The organism is Actinomadura rugatobispora (assembly GCF_055379765.1).
Window position 1 is genome coordinate 572,269 of record NZ_AP029191.1, and the last position, 23,696, is coordinate 595,964.

16 protein-coding genes are annotated in these 23,696 nt (G+C 73.6%); 11 read left to right on the forward strand and 5 right to left on the reverse strand.

Features of this window, described 5'->3' with window-relative positions:
* Positions 1–6: 6 nt before the first annotated feature.
* The 9 genes from ACZ466_RS02270 (at position 7) to ACZ466_RS02310 (ending at position 9,719) form a co-directional block, all read left to right on the forward strand.
* Complete coding sequence (locus tag ACZ466_RS02270) at positions 7–849, forward strand: SDR family oxidoreductase (RefSeq protein ID WP_378287832.1); 843 nt, start codon at positions 7–9, stop codon at positions 847–849.
* Positions 850–862: 13 nt separating this feature from the next.
* Positions 863–2,050 carry a cytochrome P450 gene (locus ACZ466_RS02275; protein ID WP_378287833.1) on the forward strand — a complete coding sequence of 396 codons (1,188 nt, stop codon included), beginning with the start codon at positions 863–865 and terminating at the stop codon, positions 2,048–2,050.
* 41 nt (positions 2,051–2,091) lie between these two features.
* Positions 2,092–3,297, forward strand: coding sequence for a cytochrome P450 (locus tag ACZ466_RS02280; protein WP_378287834.1), 1,206 nt, complete (start codon positions 2,092–2,094; stop codon positions 3,295–3,297).
* Between the two features lies 1 nt (position 3,298).
* Complete coding sequence (locus ACZ466_RS02285) at positions 3,299–4,399, forward strand: TIGR03857 family LLM class F420-dependent oxidoreductase (protein WP_378287835.1); 1,101 nt, start codon at positions 3,299–3,301, stop codon at positions 4,397–4,399.
* Position 4,400: 1 nt separating this feature from the next.
* Complete coding sequence (locus ACZ466_RS02290) at positions 4,401–5,441, forward strand: phosphotransferase family protein (protein ID WP_378287836.1); 1,041 nt, start codon at positions 4,401–4,403, stop codon at positions 5,439–5,441.
* A gap of 23 nt (positions 5,442–5,464) precedes the next feature.
* On the forward strand, positions 5,465–6,283 hold the full coding sequence (locus tag ACZ466_RS02295) for an enoyl-CoA hydratase/isomerase family protein (RefSeq protein ID WP_378287837.1): 819 nt from the start codon (positions 5,465–5,467) through the stop codon (positions 6,281–6,283).
* 72 nt (positions 6,284–6,355) lie between these two features.
* The gene (locus ACZ466_RS02300; RefSeq protein WP_378287838.1) at positions 6,356–7,198 is read left to right on the forward strand and encodes an SDR family oxidoreductase; all 843 of its coding nucleotides are present in this window, start codon (positions 6,356–6,358) and stop codon (positions 7,196–7,198) included.
* 192 nt (positions 7,199–7,390) lie between these two features.
* On the forward strand, positions 7,391–8,158 hold the full coding sequence (locus tag ACZ466_RS02305) for a TetR family transcriptional regulator (RefSeq protein ID WP_378287839.1): 768 nt from the start codon (positions 7,391–7,393) through the stop codon (positions 8,156–8,158).
* Between the two features lie 25 nt (positions 8,159–8,183).
* A complete protein-coding gene (locus ACZ466_RS02310; protein WP_378287840.1) occupies positions 8,184–9,719 on the forward strand; it encodes a class I adenylate-forming enzyme family protein in 1,536 nt (511 codons plus the stop codon).
* 113 nt (positions 9,720–9,832) lie between these two features.
* Here the strand turns inward: ACZ466_RS02310 and ACZ466_RS02315 are convergent, their stop codons facing one another.
* Together ACZ466_RS02315 and ACZ466_RS02320 are read right to left on the reverse strand one after the other, a co-directional pair.
* The gene (locus ACZ466_RS02315) at positions 9,833–10,435 is read right to left on the reverse strand and encodes a hypothetical protein (protein ID WP_378287841.1); all 603 of its coding nucleotides are present in this window, start codon (positions 10,433–10,435) and stop codon (positions 9,833–9,835) included.
* Positions 10,436–10,562: 127 nt separating this feature from the next.
* Positions 10,563–14,858: a Pls/PosA family non-ribosomal peptide synthetase gene (locus tag ACZ466_RS02320; RefSeq protein ID WP_378287842.1), complete on the reverse strand. Its 4,296-nt coding sequence runs from the start codon at positions 14,856–14,858 to the stop codon at positions 10,563–10,565.
* 548 nt (positions 14,859–15,406) lie between these two features.
* Here ACZ466_RS02320 and ectB point away from each other — a divergent pair.
* Together ectB and ACZ466_RS02330 are read left to right on the forward strand one after the other, a co-directional pair.
* Positions 15,407–16,654, forward strand: coding sequence for a diaminobutyrate--2-oxoglutarate transaminase (gene ectB, locus ACZ466_RS02325; RefSeq protein ID WP_378287843.1), 1,248 nt, complete (start codon positions 15,407–15,409; stop codon positions 16,652–16,654).
* Positions 16,655–16,675: 21 nt separating this feature from the next.
* Positions 16,676–16,942, forward strand: a complete 267-nt coding sequence (locus tag ACZ466_RS02330) for a hypothetical protein (RefSeq protein ID WP_378287844.1) — start codon at positions 16,676–16,678, stop codon at positions 16,940–16,942.
* 49 nt (positions 16,943–16,991) lie between these two features.
* On the opposite strand, the gene ACZ466_RS02335 is transcribed toward ACZ466_RS02330, so the two are convergent.
* The 3 genes from ACZ466_RS02335 to ACZ466_RS02345 form a co-directional block, all read right to left on the reverse strand.
* The gene (locus ACZ466_RS02335) at positions 16,992–18,245 is read right to left on the reverse strand and encodes a DUF6777 domain-containing protein (protein ID WP_378287845.1); all 1,254 of its coding nucleotides are present in this window, start codon (positions 18,243–18,245) and stop codon (positions 16,992–16,994) included.
* Between the two features lie 167 nt (positions 18,246–18,412).
* Positions 18,413–20,239 (reverse strand): glycoside hydrolase family 3 protein, encoded by a 1,827-nt coding sequence (locus ACZ466_RS02340; RefSeq protein ID WP_378287846.1) that lies wholly within the window; start codon positions 20,237–20,239, stop codon positions 18,413–18,415.
* A gap of 90 nt (positions 20,240–20,329) precedes the next feature.
* Positions 20,330–23,689, reverse strand: coding sequence for a DUF4132 domain-containing protein (locus ACZ466_RS02345; RefSeq protein WP_464042740.1), 3,360 nt, complete (start codon positions 23,687–23,689; stop codon positions 20,330–20,332).
* Positions 23,690–23,696 lie beyond the last annotated feature (7 nt).

Consider the following 23,696-nt stretch of genomic DNA (forward strand, 5'->3'; position numbering starts at 1 on the left):
CGGACCATGGACGACGACGACGCCGTGACGGACGGCGGCTCCCTGGCGGGCAGGCGGATCCTGGTGGCGGGCGCGTCCGCGGGCATCGGGCGGGCGCTGGCGGTGCGGGCGGTCCGGGACGGCGCGCGCGTCCTGCTGACCGCGCGCCGGGCCGAGCTGCTCGAATCGGCGGTGGCGGAGGCGGGCGGCGGCGAGCGGCTGGCCGCCGACCTGTGCCGCGACGACGACTGCGCCCGGATCGCGGCGACCGCGCGCCGCGCGCTGGGCGGGATCGACGTCCTGGTCTTCTGCGTGGGCGCCGCCAAGCTCCGCATGATCGCCGACACCACCGGCGAGGAGCTGCGCGGGCTGTTCGACGCCAACGTGCTGAGCGCGCACCGCCTGCTGCGCGCCTGCCTCCCGGAGCTGGCGCCCGGCGCCATGGCGATGGTGCTGTCGTCGGAGACCGTCGGCCAGCCCCGCACGGCGCTGGGCGGCTACGCCACCACCAAGGCGGCGCTGGAACGGCTGGTCGAGGGGTGGCGGACGGAGCATCCCGGCCTGCGGTTCACCGTCGTCAAGGTCGGCGCCACCTTCCCCACCGACTTCGGCACCGGCTTCGAACCGGGCCTGCTGCACCGCGCCCTGGAGGACTGGAGCGTGCGCGGGCTGGCCCAGGAGGAGTTCATGTCGCCCGAAGAGGTGGCCGACGTGCTGGCCGAGGTGATCGCGGCGGCCGCGGGACGGCCCGCGATCGGCCTCGACCATCTGACCGTCCGGTCGCCGTCCCCGGTCGTCGGCGCCTTCGGCGGCGCCATCTCCCGATCGGCCGCGGGCCGTACCGCCCCGGCCGGCTCCCCGACCCCCTGACCAGGAGCGCTCAATGGTCGAGTACAACCCCTTCGTGAAGGAAACGGTGCACAACCCGTTCCCCATCTACCGGCGCCTGCGCGACGAGGCGCCCGTCTACCACAACGAGGACCTGGACTTCTGGGCCCTGTCGCGCTACCAGGACGTCATCGACGCCCATCTGGACACCGACGTCTTCTCCAGCGCCCACGGCGTGACGATCGAGGGCGCCGACCAGGGCGCGCCGTTCCTCATCACCAAGGACCCGCCCGAGCACACCATGCACCGCAAGGTGGTCGCGCGGCTGTTCACCCAGCGGCGGATCGGCCTGCTGGAGCCGTTCATCCGCCGCACCGCCGCCAGGCTGCTGGACCGGCTGCTGGACGCCGACCGCTTCGACCTGGTGCAGGACTTCTCGTTCCGGCTGCCGCTGGACGTCATCAGCGAGCTGATCGGCATCCCGGAGGACCGGCGCGAGCGGATCCACGAGCTCAGCGACCGGATCGCCGCGCGCACCGAGGACATGAGCATGCCGCCCGACGGCTACGAGGCCAGCGCCGAGCTGTGGGCGCTGCTGGCCGAGCTGGTGAAGGACCGGCGCGCCAACCCGGGCGACGACGTGATCACGCTGCTGATGAACACGCCGGTGGAGGACGAGGACGGCGGCACGCGCTCGCTCAGCGACGCCGAGCTGGCCTCCCGGTTCCTGGAGCTGGCCTTCGCCGGGCACGAGACGGTCGCCAAGCTCATCCCGAACGGGGTGATCGCGCTGAGCTGGTACCCCGACCAGCGGCGCGAGCTGGTGGCCGACCCGTCGCTGATCCCGGGCGCGGTGGAGGAGATGCTGCGCTGGGACCCGCCCTCGCACTACCAGGGCCGCTGGACGCTCAAGGACGTCGAGCTGCACGGCACCGTCATCCCGGCCGGGCGGCGGGTCGTCCTGGTGACCGGGTCGGCCGTCCACGACGAGCGCAAGTACCCCGACCCCGAGCTGTTCGACATCCACCGCGCCATCGACCGGCACGTCAGCTTCGGGTTCGGGCGGCACCTGTGCCTGGGCGCGTCGCTGGCCCGGCTGGAGACCCGGGTCGCGTTCGAGGAGCTGCTCCGGCGCTTCCCCGACTTCACCTTCGACGAGACCGGCGTCGAGCGGCACTACTCCAGCAACGTGCGGGGCCTGTCCAGCCTGCCCCTGCTGGTCGAGCGGTCCGCGGCCGTCTGAGTTCGCCGAGTTCGCCGAGATCCCCGAGAGGAGCGGCGGCGATGACCGACCACCCCGTCAACGACGCCATCAACCTGGTCAGCGGCGAGTTCTGGGGCCGCGATCCCCACGAGGAGCTGCGGTGGATGCGGGAGAACGCGCCCGTCTACCGCGACGAGAACGCCGGCGTGTGGGGGATCTCCCGGCACGCCGACGTCCGGCGGGTCTCCCGGATGCCCGAGGTGTTCTCCAGCGCGCACGGGATCCGGCCCGACTCCGGCCCGCTGTCGATGATGATCGACATGGACGATCCCGCGCACAAGGTCCGCCGCAGGCTGGTCAGCGCCGGCTTCACCCCGCGCCGGGTGGCGGCGCAGGAGGACTACCTGCGCCGGGTCTGCGACGAGATCATCGACGCGGTCTGCGAGCGCGGCGAGTGCGACGTCGTCGCCGACCTGGCCGCCCCGCTGCCGCTGATCGTGATCGGCGACGCGCTCGGCGTCGCGCCGGAGGACCGCGCGAGGCTGCTGACCTGGTCCGACGACATGGTGCGCGCCCTGACCGGGGGCGACGATCCGGATCTGCTGGTCAGGGCGGGCGAGGCGTTCGCCGGGTTCACCGGGTACGCCTCCCGGGCGGTCGAGGAGCGGCGGGCCGCGCCGCGCGGCGACCTGCTCAGCGTGCTCGTCCACGCCGAGATCGACGGCGACCGGCTGGACCGGGACTCGCTGGTCCAGGAGTCGCTGCTGATCCTCATCGGCGGCGACGAGACCACCCGGCACGTGATCTCCGGCGGGATGTACCAGCTGTGCGTCCATCCCGGCCAGCGGCGGGCGCTGATCGAGGATCCGGGCGGGATCCCGGCCGCGGTGGAGGAGATGCTGCGCTGGGTCTCGCCGATCAAGAACATGAACCGGACGGCGGTCCAGGACGTCGAGCTGGGCGGGCGGCGGATCCGCGAGGGCGACAAGATGCTGCTGCTCTACCCCTCGGCCAACCGGGACGAGGAGGTCTTCGACGACCCGTTCCGGTTCGACGCCGGGCGGTCCCCCAACGACCACGTCGCCTTCGGCAACGGCCCGCACTTCTGCCTGGGCAGCAGCCTGGCGCGGCTGGAGCTGAAGGTGATGTTCGAGCGGCTGCTGGCCCGGCTGCCCGACATGGAGCCGCTGGAGGACGGCGAGCCGGCCCGCCGGCCCGCCAACTTCGTCTCCGGCTACGAGACGTTCAAGGTGAGGTTCACCCCGACCGCGGCGCAGGCAGGCTGACATGAGCGAACTCCCCGAACTCCCCGAACTCCCTGAGATCGGCTTCTACGGGCTGGCGGGCCATTCCGGCACGCCGCGCGACCTGCTCGGGCAGGTCGCCTACGGCGAGCGGCTGGGCCTGGGCGCGGTGTTCCTGTCGGAGCGCTTCAACGCCAAGGAGGCCGCGACGCTGTCGGGCGCGGCCGGCGCGGTGAGCGAGCGCCTCGGGATCGCGACGGCGGCCACCAACCACAACACCCGCCATCCGCTGCTGACCGCCACGTTCGCCACGACGATGCACCGGCTGACCGGCGGCCGGTTCGCGCTGGGCCTGGGCCGCGGGTTCGACCCGCTCTTCGACGTGATGGGGCTGCCGCGGGTGACGATGGCGCGGATGGAGGACGCCATCGGCATCCTGCGGCGGCTCTGGAAGGGCGAGGCCGTGGTGGACCACCACGGCCCGGCCGGCGACTTCCCGTACCTGATGCAGGACGCCTCGTTCGACGAGGACATCCCGATCATGCTGACCGCCATCGGCGGGCGGACGCTGGAGTTCGCCGGGGCGGTGGCCGACGGGGTCGTGCTGCACACCTTCTTCACCGACGAGACCCTGCAGCGCTCGGTGGCCGCCGTCCGGCGCGGCGCGGAGCGGGCCGGGCGCGACCCCGCCGCCGTCCGGGTGTGGTCGGTGCTGGCCACCGTCGGCGACCATCTCGACGAGGAGGCGCGGCTGCGCAAGCTGGTCGGGCGGTTGACCACCTACCTCCAGGGGTACGGCGAGCTGCTGGTCCGCGTGAACGGCTGGGATCCCGCCGACCTGGCGCGCTTCCGCGACGACGAGCTCGTGCGGGGGTTCTCCGGCGCGTTCGACGCCGTCGCGACGCCGGAGCAGCTGGAGCACCTGGCCGGGCTCCTCCCGGACCACTGGCTCGCGGCCTCGGCGACGGGCTCGCCGGACCGGTGCGCGCGCCGCGTCCTCGACCAGTTCGGCGCCGGGGCGGACGGCGTCATCCTGCACGGCGTGACCCCGGCCGAGGTCGAGCCGGTCGTGGCGGCCTACCGCGAGGTGCGCCCGGCGGGCCCGGCCGCCAAGAGCGCGGTCCTCAACCCTGGAAGGAGCTGAGATGGGCGCTTCCGTGGTCGCCGACGCGGCGGACCTCACCCCGGAATGGCTGAGCGAGGCCCTCGGCGGCACCGTGACGGCGGTGGACCGGCGGCGGGTCGGCTCGGGCCAGATCGGCGCCTGCTACCGGCTGGAGCTGGAGGGGGCCGAGGGCGTGCCGCGGCGGCTGGTCGCCAAGCTGGCCTCCGAGGACGTGGCCGTCCGCTCCTTCCTCGCCTCCGCCTACCGCGCCGAGGTGTCGTTCTACGAGGAGCTGGCGGCGACCGTCGCGGTGCGCACGCCGCGCTGCCACTACGCCGCCCTGGCCGAGGACGGCGCGACGTTCGTCCTGCTGCTGGACGACCTGTTCCCCGCAGCGCAGGGCGACCAGCTCACCGGGTGCACGCCGGAGCGGGCCGCCGACGCGGTCGTCAACCTGGCGGGGCTGCACGGGCCCCGCTGGTGCGACCCGGCCCTGCTCGACCTGCCCTGGCTGAGCGCCGTGAGCGAGGACGACGCCGCCGGTCTCGGCGGGGCGTTCGGCCCGGCGGTGGAGACGTTCGTCGAGCGCTTCACCGGACGGCTCGCGGAGCGTGACGCGGGCACGCTCCGGGACACCGCGGGCGCCATAGCCGCGTGGGTGCTGGCGCGCGCCGACCGGTTCGGGCTCGTGCACGGCGACTACCGCCTCGACAACCTGCTCTTCCCGCCCGCGCCGGGGCGGGGCGTGACGGCGGTCGACTGGCAGACGCTCAGCATCGGCCATCCGGCGCGCGACCTGGCGTACTTCCTGTGCACGAGCCTGGATCCCGGTGACCGGGCCGCGCATGAGCGGGCGCTGGTGGAGGCGTACCACGCGGCCCTGGCCTGGTACGGCGTGAAAGGGTACGACCTGGACACCTGCTTCGAGGACTACCGTTTCGCCGCCCTCCAGGGACCGCTCATCACCGTGCTGGGCTGCGCGTACGGGACGCGGACCGAGCGCGGCGACGAGATGTTCCTGACCATGGCGGCCCGCTCCTGCGCCGCGATCCGGGAGCTGGGCTCGCTCGACCTCATTTGACCGACCGACGGAGGAAGCGCCGCATGCCGGACTACAAGACCATCCGCTGCGAGACCGAGGACGGTGTCGCGTGGGTGACGCTGAACCGCCCCGAGGTGCACAACGCCTTCGACCTGGAGATGATGCGCGAGGTGCACGCGTGCTGGCGGGCGCTCCGGGAGGACGACGAGGTCAGGGCGATCGTCCTGACCGGTGAGGGCGACAAGGCGTTCTGCACGGGACTCGACCGCGGGGCCGTGAGCAACCCGGACGCGCCGAAGGAGTTCGGGCAGCAGCGCGGCGCCACCCCCCTGCACGCCAACGACCCGGTCGACCTGCTGCCGCCCAAGACCGGGGCGCAGCTGTGGAAGCCGGTGATCGCCGCGGTCAACGGCATGGCCTGCGGCGGCGCGTTCTACATGCTGGGCGAGGTGGAGTTCATCATCGCCGCCGAGCACGCCACCTTCTTCGACCCGCACACCACGACCGGGATGGCGGCGGTGTTCGAGCCGATGCTGATGCTGCAGCGCATGCCGCTGGGAGAGGTCATGCGCATGTCGCTGATGGGCGCGCACGAGCGGCTGACCGCGCGCCGCGCCTACGAGATCGGCCTGGTCCAGGAGGTCGTGCCCGCCGGGGAGCTGCGGGAGGCGGCGGCGCGGGCGGCGAAGGCCATCGCCAGCCAGCCGGCGCTCGCCGTCCAGGCCACCGTGCGGTCCGTCTGGTACGCCCAGGAGCTGGGGCACCGGCAGGCGCTGGACGTGGGCAAGACGCTCGTCCAGCTCAGCATCGACGAGGACACCATGGCCGAGGGGCAGCGCGCCTTCGCCTCGGGGCGCCGCCCCGAGTGGCGGCTGCGCTGAGCGTCCGCCGTACCGGGTGCGGCGGCCGGTCGCCGCCGCACCCCCCGTCCCCGACACAGAGACGAGGCGAGCATGGACGATCCCGGCGGCGGCAAGGCCCTGGAGGGCACGGCCGCGCTGGTGACCGGCGGCGGCAGCGGCATCGGGCTGGGCTGCGCGGCCCGGCTGGCGGCGGACGGCGCCGCGGTCACCATCTGCGGCCGGACCGAGGCCCGGCTGCGCGAGGCCGTCGCGGCGGCGCCCGGCGGCCTGTCCTACGTCGTCGCGGACGTGACCGACGAGGAGCAGGTCGCCGCCGCGGTGCGGGCCGCGGCCGAGCGGGGCCCGCTGCGCGCGGTGGTCGCGAGCGCGGGCGGCTCCGGGTCCATCGGCCCGGTCGGCATGCTCGACGCCGCCGCCTGGCGCGACACCCTGGACCTCAACGTCACCGGCACCATGCTCACCATCAAGCACGCGGCGCGGGCGATGGCGGCCGCCGGCGGCGGGGCGGTCGTGGCGATCTCCTCGATCGCCGCGTCCAGCACCCACCGCTGGTTCGGCGCCTACGGGGTGTCCAAGGCCGCCGTCGACCACCTGGTCCGGCTGGCCGCCGACGAGCTGGGCGGCGCGGGGATCCGGGTGAACGGCATCCGGCCCGGCCTGGTGCGCACCGAGCTCGTCGCGGGGATCACCGGCCCCGGGCCCGTCCTCGACGACTACCTGTCCTGCATGCCGATCTCCAGGGTGGGCGAGCCCGAGGACATCGCCGCCGCGGCGCGCTTCCTGGCCGGGCCGGAGTCGTCCTGGATCACCGGTCAGGTCCTCAACGTCGACGGCGGGCACCACCTGCGGCGCGGGCCGGACTACTCCGCGCTCTTCGAGCCGCTGTTCGGCGAGTCCGCGCTGCGCGGGCTGACCTTCGAGCCGCCCTCCTGAGCCGTGGTACCCGGGGTCTTGACAGGGGCGCCGCGTCGATGCATTTTTGAACGGATTTCGAAAATGCATCCGGTAAGGGAGGCGGCGATGGTCGTCCAGCACCCCGAGGGGCGAGGAGCCCACGGTCGCGGGCGGCCATGGCATCCTCGACACGGACCGGCATGGGCCGGGCACGAGTGACGAGGGGATGCGGTGACCGAGGGCGGCGACGCGCCGGCACGACCGGCGGGCGGGCGGTCCGGCGGGGGCTCCCGCCGGGTGGGCCGGCCGCCGCGCATCGACCGCGCGGCGATCGCCCGCGCGGCGGGCGAGCTGCCGCTGGAGGAGCTCACGATGCGCTCGGTCGCCGAGCGCCTGGGGGTGAGCGTCGCGGGGCTCTACCACCACGTGTCGGGCCGCGACGAGCTGCTGCGGCTGGCGGCCGAGCAGTCGGGGCTGCGCATGACGCTGCCCCGGGACGAGGGCCGGCACTGGGCGGCGTGGTGCTACCAGTGGGCCGACTACACCCGGCGGGCGTTCGTCGCCGACCCGGAGCTGCTGAAGCAGTACATCGACGGTGCCCTCGGCGCCACGGTGATGGCCGACCACATCGAGGCGGCCATGGGCCTCTGCGTCCGGCAGGGGTTCTCCGAGCAGGACGCCTTCGACCTCTACGAGCTGGTCTCCGAGTGCGCGCTGGGCGGTGCGATCTCGGAGATCCGGGACGGCCGGGACGCGCAGGCGGGCGAGCCGCTGGACCTGGCCCTGCGCCGGGTGCTGGCGGGGCGTCCGGAGGCCGCGATGCCGCGCGTCCGGCGGCTGCTGGAAGGGGGCTCGCTGAGGCGCGCTCCATTCGCCGAGCGGGTCGCGACCGTGCTGGCGGGCGTCGCCGCCCGGCGGGGCGAGGAGGGCCCGGAGGTCGTCCGGCAGGTGCTCGCGGCCGCGGCGTCGTCTCCGGAGGGGACGAGGGCCCGGCACTGACCGTCCACGGCTCCGAGGGGGCGGCATGAGCGGCGACGGCCGGCGGCGGTTCCCGGACCCGAACGGCCTGCACGCGTGCTTCGACGCCGTCCTGCGGGAGGCGCCCGGCGCCGAGGCCGTCGTCGACGGCGAGCTGCGCCTCACCTTCGGCGCGTGGTGGCGGCGGTCGGGGATCGCCGCGGCCGCGCTGTCCGGCCTGGGGGTCCGGGCGGGCGACGTGGTCTGCCTGGTCCTGCCGTCCTCCGCGGACTTCGCCGTGTGCTACGTGGCGGCGATGCGGCTGAACGCGATCGTCACGGCCGCCAACCCCCGGCTGGGGCCGGACGAGATCGCCCACATCATCGGCAGGACGTCGCCCGCGGTGATCGTGACCGACGCTCCGGGATCGCTGCCGCCGGCCGGCGCGGCCGCCGTCCGGAGTCCCGCCGAACTGCTGGAGGGCGGCGCGGAGATGGCGGGCGCGGCGCCGTCGTCCCCCGCGGACCCGGCCGTGATCGTCTGGACGACCGGGACGACCGGGCGGCCCAAGGGCGCCTGGTTCGACCACCGGTCGCTGCAGATCATGGCGCGCGAGATGGGGCCGCTGAGCCGGCCCGGCGACCGCAAGCTGATGCCGGTGCCGTTCGCCCACGCGGCGTTCATGACCCGCGTCCACGACCAGCTGATCCACCGCAGCGCGCTGGTCCTGACGCCGCGCGAGTGGACGGCGCGCGGCATGCTGGACCTGCTCGTGCGCGAGCGCGTCACGGTCGGGCAGGGCGTGCCCACCCAGTGGGAGAAGCTGGTCGCGCTGGAGGAGCTGGCGGGCGCGGACCTGTCGCGGCTCCGGCTGGTCTCCACCGGGGCCGGCCGCGTGCCGCCCTCGCTGGTGCGCGCGATGCGCGAGCGGCTGGGCTGCCCGGTGGTCGTGCGGTACGCCTCCACGGAGGTGCCGCTGTGCTTCGGGACGGATCTGGACGATCCCGTCGAGCTGGTCGCCTCGACCGTGGGACGCGCCCTGGGGGGCGTCCGGGCGGAGATCCGCGCGGGGGACGGCACGCGGCTCGGCCCGGGCGTGACCGGCCGGGTGTACCTGCGGTCGCGGGGGTCGATGCGCGGGTACTGGCGGGAGCCCGGGCCGACCGCCGAGACCATGGCCCCCGACGGCTGGATCGCCTCCAGCGACCTGGGCTCGCTGGACGCGGCCGGCAACCTCACGATCGTCGGGCGAGCGGACGACGCGTACATCCGCGGCGGCTACAACGTGCATCCGTCGGAGGTGGAGCCGGTGCTGCTGGCCCATCCGCGGATCCAGCGGGCCACGGTCGTGGGCGCGCCCGCGCCGGTGATCGGGGAGCTGGGCGTCGCCTTCGCCGTCCCGGCCGGCGCGGGGCCGCCCCCGGAGACCGCGGAGATCCGGGCGTGGTGCCGCGGCCGGATCGCGGACTACAAGGCGCCCGACATCGTGGTGTGGCTCGACGACCTGCCGGTGAACGCCACGTACAAGATCGACCGCACCGAGCTGCGCCGCCGCGCCGAGGACGCCGTGGCCCGGCAGCGGCGGCCGCATCCGCGCGACTGACCTTCGGACCAGAGCGCCGAGGCGGCGCTCCGGTCCTGGATCAACACGGCCCTGCGCGTGCCGCTGGACGAGGGAGATCGCCGCCCTCCTCCCGCGTCCCTGAGCCGCCCCGGTCAGCCGCGCACGGCGACGATCACCATGGCCACGGCGGCCAGCGCGTCCAGGACGAAGCAGAACTCGGCCAGCGAGCGCACCACGACCTTGCCGGTCCGGTGGTGGCGGACGTCCCACGCGGCGTGGCCGAGCAGCCCGGCCGCCACCAGGTACGCCCCGAACTCGGCGCCGGCGACCACGGTGACGGCCGCGACCAGCCCGAAGCCGGCCATCGCGACCGTCTGCAGCGGCAGCCCCTCGGCCGGGCGGGCCGCGCCGGTGAGCAGGCCGTACACCACGGCGGCGAGCGCGGTGCCGAGCAGGACCCACGTGGGGTCGACGGCGGGGACCATGACCTTGGCGAGGGCGATGACGGCGAACGCTCCCCAGAACAGCGGCCACGCCGCCGCGGGCTTCCGCAGGGCGGCGGCGGCGAGGTAGACCAGCGCGGACGCGGTGAGGACGGGCGCCAGCTCGGCACCCTCGGCCAGGCCGTACGCGGTGAGGCCGGCCGCGACCATCCCCGCCAGGACGGGCCACCGGGAGCGCAGCCGGCGGCCGTGCGAAGGGGCGCCGGACGGCGCGTCGATCCGGGAACCGTGGCCGGAGCACGTGTCGATCATGAATGCCTCCCTGACTGGATACGGTGGAGGGGTATCTCCGTATCCAGGCTGGAGGACGCGGACGGCCGCCGGTAGTGCCGGACCACAGGGGAAGACGTGGGCCCGTCACAAGGTCACATGACAGATGTCACGGGAAGGCCCGGCGGAGGCCCCCGGCCGGGACCGGGACGGTGACCGGGGGCGGCGGGGCCACCTCGCGGGCGGACGCGCGGATCTGCCCGGCCGGGTTCCCGCGCCACACGGCGTTGGGCGGGACCTCCTCGCCCTTCATGAGGAAGGAGTCGGCGTCGACCGTGGCGCCCTCCCCCACCGTCACCCCGTAGTGGATGAAGGACTCGACCCCCAGCGTGCAGCCAGCGCCGAGCGCGATGCGGTCCAGCTTGAAGACGCCCTCCTCCAGGGAGTGGCACTGGATCGTGCAGCCGGCGTTGAGCGTGGCGTCGTCCCCGATGGTGACCGTTGTCCGCTCCGGCATCTGGCAGCCGTCGTCGAAGACCCGGCGGCCCATCCGCACGCCCTGGAGGCGCCACACCAGGTTCCTGAACGGGGTGCCGTTGAACGGCGTCGGCCCGCTCAGCTTCCACAGGCGCTCGTGCCACCAGAAGTACGGGTCGTAGATCGAGCACAGCCGGGGCCTGAGCGAGCGGAACCCCGCCACGGCGCGCTCGACGAGCGCGGCGTAGACGACGGCGGACACCAGGCTGGTGAGGACCGCCGTGACGATCGCCAGCGCCCGGTTCCCCTGGAACATCTCCTCGGAGACCGTCCACAGCGTGGTCACCACGAAGAAGCCGAACCACCTCACCAGCAGGAAAAGGCCCATCGTGGCGAGGTTGTAGCGGTTCTTGCCGGAAAGGCGCCGGCGGAACTCCGCCCCCGTCTCCAGGTGCTCGAAGGCGCGGTCGCGCTGGACGAACCGGGGGATCTCGAAGGGCGGCGAGCCCAGCAGCCCGATGCCCTCGCGGGGCCGGCCGTCCACGGGCAGCGCCGTCTTCGTCCCGAGCAGCACGTTGTCGCCGATGGCGGACTGCGGTGTCAGCACGATGTTGTTGCCGAAGAAGGTCCGCGCCCCGATCCGCACCTCGGCCACCCGGAACGAGGTGCTGGAGTAGTCGGCGTTCATGATCGACAGCCCGTCGGAGACCATCGTCCCGCTGCCGACCGTGGTCCGGTACGGCGAGTGGTGGCGCAGCTCCGTGCCGAAGTTGGTGCCGGTCTGCACGATCGGGCGCGCGAAGCGGTACCCGAGCACGCGCAGGTAGGGAACGATGTAGGAGCTGTCCCCGAACAGCAGGGTGTAGAACTTCGCGTTCGTGGCGCGCCTGACCGCGTTCTGGGCCCAGAAGTGGATGCCGTAGAGCCGGTAGACCCGGCCGGGCCTGACCAGGAGGCCGACCAGGCGCGGCAGGGTGACCACCAGCACCAGCCCGGCCAGCCCCCCGCCGAAGAACAGCACCAGCGACATCACCAGGGCGTCCCGGAAGAACGCCACGCTGGCCAGCCCCGCCGGATGCGGGCCGATCACCCGGTCCAGCACCGGGACGTACGAGAATCCCTCGACCAGGATCACCGTCGCCAGCGGCATGGTGACCGTGAGCATGACGAACAGCTGCGTGAACCCGTAGGCGAACCTCCTCAGGGTGCCGCAGCGGGCCCCGGGGATCGGGACGTAGTCGGTGGCGGACCCGGTGGGCCGGGCCGGGCAGCCGTGCCAGCGCTCGCCCGCGGGGATGACCTGCGAGGCGTGCAGGGAGGAGGCGTGGCCCAGCTGGGCCCGGTCCCCCATGGCCGTGCCGATGTCGAGCACGGTCTGCTCGCCGGCGAACGCGCCCGCGCCGAGGGTGACGCGCCCCGTGGTGATCACGCCGTCGTCGGCGCGGTAGCCGGCCATCGCGACGCGCTCCCGGATCACCGTCCCGGCGCCGACGCTGATCAGGTCGGTGCACACCGGGGTGCGGGAGAAGATCACCGCTCCGCGGCCTATCCTGGCCCCCAGCATCCTGAGGTAGAGCACGTACAGCGGGGACCCGGCGAAGAGCATCAGCGGACTGGTCCGGACCAGCGTCTTCACCGTCCAGAAGCGCACGTAGGACAGGCTCCACACGCGGATCTCGCACGGTTTCCAGCGTCCGATGAGCGCCCATTTCGCCAGGACCGGCACGACGCACAGGAACCCGAAGAACACGCAGCCGTAGAGCACGCCCCGCTGGTAGATCTCGACGGGCCCCGACGCGGCGGTCACCCACTGGTACCCGAGGGCGACCTGGGCGCTGAGGAAGACGGTCCCGAGGAACAGCAGCAGTTGCAGGACGCCGCACAGCACGTACTGCGAGGTCCGCCTCGGCGCCCGCACCACCGCCGTGGCCCCGCCCTGGTCCGCGCCGCTCGCGTGTTCGGCCGCCGCTCCGGCGGCCGCCGGGCCCGGGGCGTCCAGCATCGCGGCCAGCTTCCTGACCGTCGGGTTCTTGTAGACGTCGGCCATCGAGAGCGCCGCCGGGCCCGACCGCTCCCGCAGCGCGGCGAGGGAGCGCGCCATCAGCAGCGAGTTCGCGCCCAGGTCCTCGAAGAAATGGGCGTCGGCCGGGACGCTCTCCAGGTGCATGACCTCGCAGAGGATGGCGGCGAGGAGCCGCTCGGTCGCGGTCGACGGAGCGGAGTGGCCGTTCCCGGAGACGGCCATGCTGCGCGGGCCCTTGGGCACCGGAAGCCGTTTGCGGTCGGCCTTGTCGCTGGGGAGCATCGGGATGACGTCGAGCTCCTCGAAGTACGCCGGCACCATGTAACCGGGCAGCCGTTCCCGCGCGCGCCGGTGCAGGCGCTCGCGGTGGCCGTTGGCGTGGTGGCCGCCGGCGTGGCCGTTGCCGTGGACGTGGCCGTTGCCGTGGGCATGGCCGTTAGCGAGGGCGTGGCCGTTGCCGTGGCCGTTGCCGCTCCCGTGGCCGTTGCCGTGGCCGTTCTGGCAGGTGTAGTACGCGACGAGCTCGATCATTCCCGGCTCGGGCTCGTAGGTGCCCACCACCGCCTGCGCGATCCCCGGCACCTCCGACAGCACCGACTCGATCTCCGACAGCTCGATCCGGTAGCCCCGGATCTTGATCTGGGTGTCGATGCGCCCGTGGTACTCGATCTCGCCCTCGGCGTTGAACCGGCCCAGGTCCCCCGTGCGGTAGATCCGCCCCGACGGGTTCGGCTCGATCCCCAGGAAGTCGCGCACGAACCGGCGCCGGGTCAGATCGCCGCGGTTGACGTACCCGACCGCCAGCCCCGGCCCCGCGATGCCGATCTCGCCGCTCCGCCCCGGCTCCAGCGCCCGGTCCTCCACCGGGTCGAGGATGACCACCGAGTACGTGGGCAGCGGGACGCCGATCGTGACCGGCCGGTCCGGACGCAGCTCCGTCCAGGTCGCGGTGACGGTCGCCTCCGTCGGCCCGTAGACGTTCAGGAACCTGCGGCCGGGCCGGTGCCACCGCGCCACCAGGTCCTGCGGGCACGCCTCGCCCGAGACCAGCAGGAAGCGCAGCCCCGGAACGTCGCGGTCCAGCGTGGCCAGCAGCGTCGGGACGCAGCACAGCGCGCTGATCCGCCGGTCCCGCAGGAACTCGCCCAGCTCGGCGCCGACCAGCGCGGCGCCGGGCGGCCTGGGCACCAGGGTCGCCCCCGCCGCCAGGGGCACCCAGATCTCCTCGACCGAGAAGTCGAAGGCGATCGTCATCCCCTGGTACACGCGGTCCGACCCCTCGATGCCGTACACCTCGCCCGCGACCCGCACGAAGTTGCAGATGGCGGAGTGCTCGATCGCCACGCCCTTGGGGCGTCCCGTCGAGCCCGAGGTGTAGACGATGTAGCACAGGTCGTCGGCCGGGACGCCCTTCTCCGCGTCCGTGAGGCGGTGGCCGGGACGCTCGGCGACCCGCGGCTCCGCCTCGTCCAGGCAGAGGACCTCGGCCCCGGCGTCCCGCAACTGGTCGCGCAGGTGCGCCAGCGACAGCACCGTCCGGACGCCCGCGTCCCCGGCGATGAAGGACAGCCGGTCGGGCGGGTAGCCCGGATCCAGCGGCACGTACACCGCGTTGATCTTCAGGACGGCCAGCATGCCGACGTAGGAGTGGACGGCCCGGTCGAACAGCAGGCCGACCCGGTCACCGGGCCCGACCCCGCCCGCCAGCAGGTGGCGGGCCAGCCGGTTGGCCCGGGCGTCCAGCTCGCCGTAGGTGAGCGTGAAGTCGCCGGCGTCGACGGCCGGTTGGCCGTGCGGGCCCTCCGCCCGCAGCAGATCGCAGCGCTCCTCGAACAGGTGCTCCAGGCGCTCCCCGTTCCGCCAGCGCGTCCCCTGCCCGCTCCTCGAGCAGGCCAGGACGTGCCCGGCCGAGATGTGGCCGATCGCCCTCCCGAGGGTGGCACAGTCGATGCCGTTCGCCGTCATCCTCGCTCCCCAGGACTGGTAACCCATCAATTACCACTCGTGATTCGTGACGATGTCGGGCCCGCGGGGTGGTGCCCACCAACACCATTGCGAGTCTAGTTGGCCCAACCCCGGACGAACCTACCCCCAGTGGCCGGTAATCGCCTTCACGGCCGATCCCGACCGGCAACTTGACTCCTGGAGTCACCGCGCTTTTCCTCGGCTTTGACAGCGCCGCCGCGCCGTCGGCTCCGGATGGCCGGAACGTGACCGATCATGTCCTCGGGATTTCCGGATTCCGGACCGGGCGGCCGCCCCCGCGGGAAGCCCCCGGAACGCCTCGCCGCACTCGGCGGTCCGGGCATCCGGCCTGCTCAGCGCCCCGGGAGCCGCCGCTACCCTGCGGTACGCTGACCGGAAGGCGCACGGGGGCGCCTGGGGCACCGCACCGTCACGGCCCACCGCGACCGCGACGGGCCGGAGGCCCCGTTCACAACCAGGGCAGGTGATGGCCCATTGAAATGGCGACACTCGAACGGTCCTTGACGTCGACTTTCACGGTGCTTGCCATGGATGTTTTCGATCTGCTCGAATCCGAGGTCCGGAGCTATTCCCGGAGCTGGCCAGCGGTCTTCGACACCGCCCTGGGAAGCCGTCTCTACGACGAGACCGGCCGCCCCTTCCTCGATTTCTTCGCGGGGGCGGGGGCGTTGAACTACGGCCACAACAACCGCCACCTCAAGAAGCGGCTGCTGGACTACCTGAACGGCGATTCCGTCGTGCACAGCCTCGACATGCGCACGGTCGCCAAACGACGGTTCCTGGAGGCCTTCCAGGAGATCGTGCTGGCCCCCCGCAAACTCCGGTACAAGGTCCAGATGCCCGGCCCGGCCGGAACCAACGCGGTCGAGGCCGCGCTGAAGCTGGCCCGCAAGTACACCGGCCGCCAGACGGTCGTCAGCTTCACCAACGCCTTCCACGGCATGTCCCTCGGCTCGCTGGCCGTCACGGGCAACGCCATGAAGCGCGGCGGCGCGGGCGTCCAGCTCGGGCACTCGGTCACCATGCCCTACGACCACTACCTCGACCGGCCCTCGCACCTCCCCCTCCTGGAGCGCATGCTCGACGACAAGGGCAGCGGGCTGGACCAGCCCGCGGCCGTGATCGTCGAGACCCTCCAGGGGGAGGGCGGAGTCCACACGGCCGGCCCGCAGTGGCTGGGCGACCTGGCCGACCTGTGCGAGCGGCACGACGTCCTGCTGATCGTGGACGACATCCAGATGGGCTGCGGCCGCACCGGCCCCTTCTTCAGCTTCGAGATCGCCGGGATCGTCCCCGACATCGTCTGCCTGTCGAAGTCCCTCAGCGGCTACGGCCTGCCGCTGGCCCTCACCCTGCTCCGTCCCGAACTGGACGTCTGGGAGCCGGGCGAGCACAACGGTACCTTCCGCGGGACGGACCCCGCCTTCGTCACCGCCACCGCCGCGCTGGACTTCTGGACCGGCGACGGCCTGGAAGGCCAGACCCTCGCCAAGGGCGAGCGGGTCAGGACGGCCCTCGAGCGGATCGCCGGCGACCACCGCGACGCCGTCGCCGAGGTCCGCGGCCGGGGGCTGGTCTGGGGCCTCGCCTTCGCCGACCCCGCCCGGTCGTCGGCGGTGTGCCGGGCGGCCTTCGAGCGCGGCCTGCTGATGGAGACCTCCGGGCCCGAGTCCGAGGTCGTCAAGCTGCTCCCGCCGCTCACCACCACCGATGAGGAGCTGGCCGAAGGGCTGGAGATCCTCGCCCGGTCGGTGGACGCGGCCTGCGCGCGCTAGCCCGCGGCTAGCGTTGGCGGGGTGCAACCCGATCTGGACGAGATCGAGGAGCGCTTCGTCGCGCTCCTGGAAGGCCGCGAGACCCGGGACGCCGTCGACCGCTGGGCGGGCCGATGGTTCGCCGACGACTCCCTGGAGTGGGACGAGGTCAGCCTCTGGGCGCTCGACAAGCTCTACGGGATCGACATGGGCCACGGCCCCGGCGGCGCCTACCTCCACGACGAGGAGCAGATCCGGGGCTGGCTGGACCGGCTGCGCGAACTGCGCCGGCAGGAACGGCAAGGGTGAGGCCCGGAGACCTTCATCGGTCTCCGGGCCTCACCGGTCACGGCAGGGGTCAGGGCGTTCCCCCCTGGGGATTCATCTGGGGCTGAGGCTGCGGCACCCCACCGGGCTGCTGCGCCCCACCGGGCTGGCCGGTGCTGCCGGACTGCCCCGTCCCGCCGGTCTGGCCGGAGCCGGTCTGGCCGCTCTGGCCGGGGCCGACAGGCTGTGCGGGCTGTGCGGGCTGCGTGCCGCCGGTCCCGGTGCTACCGCCGGTACCGCTGCCAGGGAGCCGGCCACCGGACCCGGGCCCGGTCTGCCCCGGCTGCTGCCCCTGCTGGCCCGGCTGCTGCTGACCGGTCTGGCCCGGCGGCGGGGGCGGCGAGGTGCAGTCGACGTCCGGAGCGGGGCCCTTCACGCCCTTGCACCAGGCGATGTACTCCTGATAGGTGCGCGGACGCTTCTTCGTCGTCCACGTGCCGTTCCCGTTGCCGTTGCCGTTGCCGTTCCACGTGCCGTGGCCGTTGCCGTTGCCGTTGTTGTTGTTGCTGTTGCCGTTCCACGTGCCGTTGCCGTTGCCGGTCTGGCCGCCGTAGGGCTTGGCGACGTGCTCCTTACTGAACCCGTTCCACATCGGGCCGATGTACGTGGCGTCCTTTGTCGATATGTCCTTGGACGGCCGGGTGAGCGGATTACCGCAGTTGCACTTCACCACCGGCGCGCCGGACTGGTCCACCAGGACGCCCATGCCGGCCTGGAGCACGGCGGTGGTGCTGGTGTCCTTGCCGCTCTGGTACGAGTGGTTCATCACCAGCGTGTCGGTCTTCAGGTACGTGGGGGTGAGATGCGACAGGTAACCGGGGATCTGCTGGGTGCTGATGCCGTGGGCGTCCGCCCAGGCCTGAGCCTTGGCGGGCTGCGCCTGGAGGGTGGCCGCCAGCTTGACGGGGTCGCAGGGGGCCGAGTGCCCGACGCTGCCCGTCGCAGGCCCGGTACCAGGCAACTCGGTGCCCGGAGTCTGCCGGTAGCCGGACGCCGGCCCGGTGCCCGGCAGCTCGGTGCCCGGCGTCTGCCCGCTGCCCGTCGCCGGCCCGGTGCCGGGCAGGCCGGTGCCCGGCGTCTGCGCGCTGCCGGACATGTGGTCGGTGCCGGCGGTGGGCGTGTACGGGGCGGCGCCCGGGGTGCCCACGGTCATGCGGGTGATGGTGTCGGCGTTGGCCTGCCCGTCGGCGAAGGCCGAGTAGGCCGTGGAGACTCCGCCGATGGCGAACACGCCGGCCAGCGACCCGAGGGCCACGCGGCGACCGATGTTCTTAACCGTGCCCAATTGCACTCCTCTTCAAGGGCCATTTTTTCGGACACCTACTCCGATCCCGCTCCGGCCGGATTTGTGCGTAATTCGACGCCCATATGGCGGCAAAAAGCAGACCAGCCATAGAGAAACGCCGTGCGGGCAAGGGATAGGGCGTCCGAGCCGGGGCCCGGAAGGGGAGATCAGCGCTGGTAGCCGAGCCCGTGTCCGAACGGGTAGAGGGTGCCGGCCTGGTCGCGGACGGGAATCGTCACCGGCAGCCGTCCCACCGGATCGAGCTCGCCGAACAGCACCTTGGCCGCCGATCGCAGCGCCTCGGCGGTGTGGGAGTAGGTCGCCACGAAGGTGGTCGCCTCGGTGAAGTAGGCGATGTCGTACGGGTCGCGCGCGGCGATGACCACGACGGGCTTGCCGGTGGCGACCAGCGCCTTGACGAGGTTCATCTGCCCGGGGCCGTTGTGCGGGCTCTCGGGCTTCACGTCCCAGGCCCGGTTGGTGACGGCGACCACCAGGTCGGAGTCCCGCGCGGCGGCGACGGCCTGGTCGATCTGCGCCTGCCCCGGGCTGAGCCCGCTCTCCCGTACCGCCGTCGTGGCCCCGCGCCTGGCGATCTCGGCCGCGAGGGCGCCGGTCGGGGCGGCGCCCCATCCGGCCACGAGCACCTTCCGCGCTCCCGGGCGCAGCGGGAGGACGCCGGCGTCGTTCCTGACCAGGGTGGTGGTGCGGTCCGCGGCGCTCTGGGCCGTCGCGAGGTGCCGCGGCGCCCCGACGATCTCGTCGATCCTCGACTCGTCGGCGTAGGGGTCGCGGAACAGCCCGCGGCGCTGCTTGAGCTCCAGGATCCGGTAGACCGACTCGTCGACGCGGCGCTCGGTCAGCTCCCCGCTCCGGACCGCGGCCACCACCGCGGCGAGCTGACGCGCGAACACGCCGTTGCCGGCGGCGTCGGCGGGGGGCTTGAGGAGCACGTCGACCCCGGCCTTGAGCGCCAGGACGGGGACGCGCTCGTCGCCGTACTTGTCGCGGACGCCCTGCATGTCCAGGGCGTCGGTGACGACCACGCCGCGGTACCGCAGCCGCTCGCGCAGGATGCCGGTGAGGATGGGCCGGGACAGGGTGGCCGGGTCCCGCGAGGCGTCCAGCGCGGGGACGATGATGTGCGCGGTCATGATCGAGTCGACGCCCCGCTTGATCGCCTCGCGGAACGGCGGCAGGTCGAACCGCTCCCACTCCTCGCGCGTGTGGCCGATCTCGGGGACCCCGATGTGGCTGTCGGTGGTGGTGTCGCCGTGCCCGGGGAAGTGCTTGATCGTGGCGGTCACCCCGCCGTCCCGGTACCCGGCGGCCTGGGCGGCGACGAAGTCCGACACCAGCGCCGGATCGGAGCCGAACGACCGGACGCCGATCACCGGGTTGGCCGGGTTCACGTTCACGTCGGCGTCGGGCGCGTAGTTCTGGTTGATGCCGATCGCCCGCAGTTCCCGGCCGGTGATCCGGGCGAGGGCCCGGGCGTCGGCCGTGCGGCGCCCGGCGGCCAGCGCCATGCTGCCGGGCGACTGCGTCGCGGGCGGCGGGACCCGGGCGACGACGCCGCCCTCCTGGTCGGTCGCGATCGTCGCGGGGATCGGGACGCGCTGCGCCATGGCGGCGCGCTGGATGCCGTTGGAGAAGGCGGCGAGCTGCCGCGGGCTCGCCACGTTGGCGGGACTCGCGGCGTAGTAGATGAACCCGCCGGGACGGTACCGGGCCATGACCTGGCCGGCGTTGTCGACGCCGTACAGCTTCCGGTTGGCGGCGACGTCCGCGGGGTCGGCGGTGTCGGCGCTCTTGCCGTACACCTGGAGGACGAACAGTTGCGCCGCCTTCTCCTCCAGCGTCATCGACCGCATCAGCCTGAGCAGCCGCGGGTCCTTGCCGTCGGCACGGGCACCGGGCGCGGCGAGGCAGCTCGCCGCGACGGCCGCGGCGGTGAACGCGGCCAGGCACCGGTGTGCACGGGAACCGGCCATGTCGGCTCCTTCCGCCCCCCGAAAGATGATCACTTTCCTCGCACGCTAGCCCGGCGCGGACCGCCCGTCCACGGCAAGGATCGACGACGCTCAGCCAGGTACCGCCAGATCGGCGAGGTCGGCGAGGATCTCGGAGGCGGTCACCGGGTCGAGCGCGCCGAACGGGCGCGCGTCCCGGCCGTCCGGGGCGCGGTCGCCGGGCGCGTCGCCGAGCCAGATCTCGCGGAGGCGCTGCTCGGGGTCGTGGTCCAGGTTGCCCACCAGGAAGCCGGGGTCGAGGTTGACGACGAGGTGGAGGCCGCCGGGCAGGGGCCGGGAGATCCATCGTTCGACGCCGTTGTCGAGGGGCATGCCGCGCTCCCAGCCGCGCCGCGTCAGGCCGAGGACCTTCCCGAACGGCACGCTCAGCCCCTCGAAGCGGGACAGCCGCACGGCCTCCCTCTCCTCCTCGGACAGCTCGTGGACGGGACGGGCGAGCTGCGGGAACGGCTGGACGATCTCGTAGTCGGCGAAGACCCGCGACCAGTCCCGCACCGCCGTCCCGAGCGTCACCGGATGCGCCAGTCCGATCGCGGCGCCCGCGTCCGGCGTCAGCGTGTCGTCGGCGGCGTCGGCGAAGGTGCGGTCCTCGGCGAGGCGGAACGCGACGCCGTCGCACGTCCACACCAGCCGCCGGGCGATGTGCCAGACCAGGGGATGGCGGACGACCAGGTCGCCGAACTCCCGCGGCGTCCAGGTGCGGCCCGTGACCATCGCCCGCTCCAGCCGCCCGACCTGGTCGGCGGCGACCGTCCTGACGTTCTTCTTCAGCTCGCCGAACGCCCGGTGCGCCTCGGGCGCGAGGACGGGGTCGTCCTTGGCGCCCGGTTTGGGCAGGGCCTTGCGGCGCGTGCCGTCCTCGTCGGTGACGTACGGCTTGAGCGCCTCGTCGAAGCCCACCCGGAACCGGCGCGGCCCGTAGTCGAGCGTCATGCCGCCGGCGGCGTCGAGGCCGAAGTCCGGCACGAGCCGGTCGGCGAGCTGCTCGCCGCTGAGGCCGAGGCCGTCGGCGACCGCGCCCATCTTCCACCGGGCGTAGTCCTTGAGCGCGGTGAACTTCGCCTTCCGCGCGATGCCGTCCAGCAGCGTCAGCGCGGTCTCGGAGCCGATCAGCGCGAGCGCGTCCACGCCCTTGACGGCCTTGGAGTGGCCGTTCTGGCCGGGCCAGGCGCCGATCAGCGGGGCCAGGGCGCGGGCCGCGTCGTCGTCGCCGAGCAGGCCCAGCGCGGTGAGCGCCCACGCGTCGCCGGCCTGTTCGCCGTGCTCCCGCCAGCGTCCGAACAGGTCGCGGGCGAAACCGGCCAGCGACCCGGCGTCGCAGGTCTCCCGCAGGACGGCGGCGCCGGGGTGGGGTTCCTCCGGCGTGGACATCGCCAGGATCGTCAGCGCGTGCCGTACCGCCGGGCCCGGCAGGGCCCGGCGCCCGTCCTTCAGCAGGACCTGCGGCAGCACCGCCGGATCCGCCCAGCCCGGAAGCTTCGGGATCTTGGGCGCGGGCGCGTCCTCCGCGCCGTCGGCCAGCAGCGTCTCCACGGCCTCGGCGGCCGCGTCCCCGTGGACGCGTGCCTCCGCGACGACCGCCGGGCCGCCCAGGTCGGCGGCCAGGCGCCGCAGGGCGGCCTCGGCCGCGCGGCGCCTGCGGCCCGGCCGTCCGAGGGCGTCCGGCACCAGCAGCGGGACCGCGTCCCCCCGGTGGCGGGCCAGCCACGCCCCCGCGTGCGCGCGGGCCGTCTTGAGCCGCACCAGCCAGTCGGCCATCATCGCCGCCACCTCGGCGGTCAGGAAGGGGACGAGCAGCGGGCCGCAGTCCCTCGGATCGCTCCTGGCCTCGGCGACCAGGATCGGGAGGGCGTCCAGCTCGTAGCGGGCGGCCAGGACCCTGCCCCAGTCCTCGGGCGCGTCGGTGTAGCTGTGGGGGTCGTTCAGCGACCAGCCGGCCAGGAGGGGGCGGGTCAGCTCGTCCGGGCCGATCACCAGCACGCCCAGTTCGAGCCGGCCGGTCAGGCGCCCGGCGGCGAAGTCGGCGGCGTGCCGGTCCCATCGCGGGGTCCTGTCGCACACCGGGGGACTCCCCCAGGTGTTGCTGACGCCGCCTCCCATCAGCTCCGTCGGGTAGAGCAGCTTGGTCCGCGCCCAGCGATCCCGCTCGTCCCGGGCCCAGCGGACGGCGTGCCGGTCCGGGACGGCCAGGCCCTTGACCACGACGGCCCCGGCCTTGGCGGGGGCACGCGTCCACGGCGGGTCGGCCAGCAGGGCAGGCAGGTCGCCCGGGGCGGCCTCCGGCACCCGGGACGTGCTCCCGATGATCGCCTCGACCGCCGCGCGGGCCGGAGCGGGAAGTACCGGCAGCGCCGCCTCGGCCAGCTCGCGGTTGCCGTGCACGTGCTCCTCGAGCAGGTCCGAAGCCCCGGCGGCGGCCAGCTCCCGCAGCGCCCGGACGGGGAACCGCTTCATCGCCTTCATCAGCTCGGCGCTCACCTGCTTGCTGGAACGGCGCTCGACCAGCGCGCGGAACGCCTCGTCCGACGGCAGGACGCCCAGCACCTCCAGCAGCGCCTTGCGCCGCGGCGCGGAATTCGACATCCGGTCCAGGGCATCGGCCATGAGCGGAGCCACGGCCGGGCCGACGCCCTCGGCGAACGCGCGCAGCGTCTCCGGGTGGTAGCAGTCGGGATAGGTCAGCGTCGCCCAGTCGCCGAGCAGGACGAGTTGCTCCACCGAGCCGAGGGAGCTGAGCAGCAGGTCGCGCGGCACCGCCGTACCGGGATCCTCGCAGAGCTCGGTCACCCAGTCCTGGCGGGTCGGGACCAGGTAGGCGGTCAGGACGCGCTGCCTGAACAGGGTGCGGTACCCGGCGAGCCGCTCGACGGCCTCCGCGTACTCCGCGTCGGTGGCGGCGGCCAGCAGCGTGCGGGCGCGCAGCGCGCCGTCCTCCAGCAGCACGCCGTCGGCCCTTCCCGGCTCGACCGCGCGGACGGACTCGCTCCGCCACCCGCCGGGCGCCTGCACGATCTTCACGTCCAGGGCCGCCATCTCGGCGAGCGCGCAGGCCGCGAACACCACGCCGTGCGCGAACGTCCAGGCGTCCACGTGGTCCTCGCCCAACCGGGCCCAGCCCGTGGTTCCCAGCGCGATCAGCGCGACGACGGCCGCGCCGCGCGGGTCCGGGTCGCCGCCAAGGTGGGCACGGGTCGCTGCGGCCAGTGCCGGGTCGGTGCCGGGCGCGCCCAGGACGCGGTCGATGTCGTCCCGGGCCTCCTCCAGGAACGCCGCGACGGTCTTCGCCGCGCCCCCGTCCAGCGTGATCTTGGGTCCGGGGGCCCCGCCGCGGCGAGGGTGGATGCGGCGCCGCCAGCCGCTCGGGATGACCAGGTCGTCCTCATCGGGGAGCGACGGGAGGTGATCGTTCATGGCGCCT

What these genes read in the sequence shown, in the direction of transcription:
- ACZ466_RS02315 (WP_378287841.1), bottom strand. Translation starts at nt 10,435, where the DNA reads ATGATCGACACGTGCTCCGGCCACGGTTCCCGGATCGACGCGCCGTCC.
- ACZ466_RS02290 (WP_378287836.1), top strand. Translation starts at nt 4,401, where the DNA reads ATGGGCGCTTCCGTGGTCGCCGACGCGGCGGACCTCACCCCGGAATGG.
- ACZ466_RS02340 (WP_378287846.1), bottom strand. Translation starts at nt 20,239, where the DNA reads ATGGCCGGTTCCCGTGCACACCGGTGCCTGGCCGCGTTCACCGCCGCG.
- ACZ466_RS02310 (WP_378287840.1), top strand. Translation starts at nt 8,184, where the DNA reads ATGAGCGGCGACGGCCGGCGGCGGTTCCCGGACCCGAACGGCCTGCAC.
- ACZ466_RS02280 (WP_378287834.1), top strand. Translation starts at nt 2,092, where the DNA reads ATGACCGACCACCCCGTCAACGACGCCATCAACCTGGTCAGCGGCGAG.
- ectB (WP_378287843.1), top strand. Translation starts at nt 15,407, where the DNA reads ATGGATGTTTTCGATCTGCTCGAATCCGAGGTCCGGAGCTATTCCCGG.
- ACZ466_RS02320 (WP_378287842.1), bottom strand. Translation starts at nt 14,858, where the DNA reads ATGACGGCGAACGGCATCGACTGTGCCACCCTCGGGAGGGCGATCGGC.
- ACZ466_RS02345 (WP_464042740.1), bottom strand. Translation starts at nt 23,689, where the DNA reads ATGAACGATCACCTCCCGTCGCTCCCCGATGAGGACGACCTGGTCATC.
- ACZ466_RS02295 (WP_378287837.1), top strand. Translation starts at nt 5,465, where the DNA reads ATGCCGGACTACAAGACCATCCGCTGCGAGACCGAGGACGGTGTCGCG.
- ACZ466_RS02300 (WP_378287838.1), top strand. Translation starts at nt 6,356, where the DNA reads ATGGACGATCCCGGCGGCGGCAAGGCCCTGGAGGGCACGGCCGCGCTG.
- ACZ466_RS02275 (WP_378287833.1), top strand. Translation starts at nt 863, where the DNA reads ATGGTCGAGTACAACCCCTTCGTGAAGGAAACGGTGCACAACCCGTTC.
- ACZ466_RS02285 (WP_378287835.1), top strand. Translation starts at nt 3,299, where the DNA reads ATGAGCGAACTCCCCGAACTCCCCGAACTCCCTGAGATCGGCTTCTAC.
- ACZ466_RS02270 (WP_378287832.1), top strand. Translation starts at nt 7, where the DNA reads ATGGACGACGACGACGCCGTGACGGACGGCGGCTCCCTGGCGGGCAGG.